The 2,035-nt window shown below is 67.8% G+C and carries 3 protein-coding genes and 1 pseudogene; all 4 read left to right on the forward strand.

Features of this window, described 5'->3' with window-relative positions; all coding sequences use genetic code 11:
* Window positions 1–329 (forward strand): annotated as a pseudogene (locus tag ACFE99_RS25375) (dihydrofolate synthase); the annotation flags it as partial.
* On the forward strand, window positions 326–739 hold the full coding sequence (locus ACFE99_RS25380) for a DUF4233 domain-containing protein (RefSeq protein WP_375489688.1): 414 nt from the start codon (window positions 326–328) through the stop codon (window positions 737–739). The pseudogene ACFE99_RS25375 and the gene ACFE99_RS25380, both read left to right, overlap by 4 nt.
* Before the next feature lie 45 nt (window positions 740–784).
* Window positions 785–1,216 carry a nucleoside-diphosphate kinase gene (ndk, locus tag ACFE99_RS25385; RefSeq protein ID WP_375489690.1) on the forward strand — a complete coding sequence of 144 codons (432 nt, stop codon included), beginning with the start codon at window positions 785–787 and terminating at the stop codon, window positions 1,214–1,216.
* Between the two features lie 353 nt (window positions 1,217–1,569).
* A partial coding sequence (locus ACFE99_RS25390; RefSeq protein ID WP_375489692.1) for a translation initiation factor IF-2 N-terminal domain-containing protein occupies window positions 1,570–2,035 on the forward strand: 466 nt, incomplete at its 3' end.

Below are 2,035 nucleotides of genomic sequence, written 5' to 3' on the forward strand. Positions count from 1 at the left end.
TCCTGGTCGGTGTGGTCAGCGTGCTGGCCGATAAGGATGTCGGCGGCGTCCTCGCTGCGCTGGAGCCGGTGTTAGACCGGATCGTCGTGACCCATAACGGATCGCCGCGGGCGCTTGATGTGCAGTCGCTGGCGCTGGCGGCCGAGCAGCGTTTCGGCCCGGAGCGGGTCGTCTCCGCGGAGAACTTGCGCGATGCCATCGACACCGCGACCGCGCTGGTCGACGACGCCGCCGTCGACCGGGACGCGTCCGGCACTGGCATCGTCGTCACGGGCTCAGTGGTCACCGCCGGCGCCGCGCGCACTTTGTTTGGTCGCGACCCGGAATGACCCAGCAACCAGAACGCGGCGGCGAGGCGCGACGATCGCCGACTGATCCGTGGAAGAGCTTTCGCGGAGTGATGGCCGGCACGCTGATCTTGGAAGCGGTGGTGGTGTTGCTGGCGCTGCCGGTGGTGGGCGCTGTCGGCGGCGGCCTGACTGCGGCATCGCTTACGTATTTGATCGGTTTGGCGGCGGTTTTGCTCGTGCTCGTGGGACTGCAGGGTCGTTCCTGGGCCATCTGGGTTGATCTGGCGGTGCAGTCGGCGGTGCTTGCCGGGTTCGCGGTATACCCGGGCGTCGGGTTTATCGGTGTGCTCTTCACGCTGGTGTGGGTGTTGATCGCCTATCTGCGCGCCGAGGTCCGGTGGCGGCAGCAGCGGGGCCTATTGCCCGGACAGCATTCGCCGCCGGACTGATCTGGCGGACAGGTCGAGGGCGGCCGGTTCGGTACGCTGTGCGCCGTGACACGCGCCGGCGGCGATGCAGAGCGAACCCTCTTGTTGATCAAGCCCGACGCCGTCGAGAGGCGGCTGGTTGGCGAGATCGTCAGCCGCATCGAGCGCAAAGGCCTCACTATCGCGGCGCTGGAGCTGCGAAACGTCAGCGACGATTTGGCCCGCCAGCATTACGCCGAGCATGAAGGCAAACCGTTCTTTGCTTCGTTGCTGGAGTTCATCACTTCCGGGGCGGTGGTGGCAGCAATCGTGGAGGGCCCGCGAGCCGTGGCGGCGGTGCGACAGATCGCCGGTGCCACCGACCCGGTCGCGAGTGCAGCACCTGGCACGATCCGCGGTGACTTTGGGCTGGAAACCCAGTTCAATCTCGTGCACGGCTCGGATTCGGTGGATTCTGCGCGCCGCGAGATCGAGCTGTGGTTCCCCGCCGGAAGCTAGCTCGACGACGATGCGGGCCGCGCAGCGGTCTGCGGAGCAGTCGGGCGATCGCAGCGGTGCAGAGCATGGTCGGCCTGGGCGCGGCCGTGTGGGATACTGATGTCGGGTGAACGTCGCCGGACTGACTCAGGAACGTTGACGGACGCCCGAATGAAGACCTAGACAAGCGCGACCACCGCTGCGTGCGGTGCGGCGCCCACTGTCCAGCCATCATTCAGCCGGGCGCCGAGTTGGTTCTACACGGGCCGCTCGGCGCGAGACCATTACAAGCTCGGGAGAAGTGACCCGGGCACATAGTGAAGCCCTCGCGTGGCCGCGTCGTCATCACGCGCCCGGGGGCTCGAGGAGACTACGTGGTAGACGGTGCCCCACCTTCAGACGTATCAGGAAATCCGACACAGCACGAGGACCTGCCGGACAAGTTAAGGGTCCACTCGCTGGCACGCGCGCTGGGAACTAGCAGCAAGCGGGTGCTCGATGCGCTCACCGAACTCGACGGGCGGGTTCGCAGCGCGCACTCCACAGTGGACCGTGTCGATGCGGTCCGGGTGCGCGACCTGCTGGCTGCGGCGCCGGGCGAGCCCGATGAGCCCGAGCCGGCAGAGGCCGACGAGCCCGAGTCCCGGTTGATGCTTGAGACGACGGTTGACCGCCCGGAGTACATGCCGCTGTTTGTCGCGCCCCAACCGGTCGAGGCCGACCCGGGTGCGTCAGACGACGCAGGCGACTCCGATGACTCCGATGACTTCGACGATGCCGACGTGGACGACGAGCAGGCTGAGCGTCCGGCCGGCCGGCGGCGGCGCCGCGGGCGCCGCG

It is taken from the genome of uncultured Mycobacterium sp. (assembly GCF_964249325.1).
Classification (GTDB): Bacteria; Actinomycetota; Actinomycetes; order Mycobacteriales; family Mycobacteriaceae; genus Mycobacterium.

What these genes read in the sequence shown, in the direction of transcription:
- ACFE99_RS25380 (WP_375489688.1), top strand. Translation starts at nt 326, where the DNA reads ATGACCCAGCAACCAGAACGCGGCGGCGAGGCGCGACGATCGCCGACT.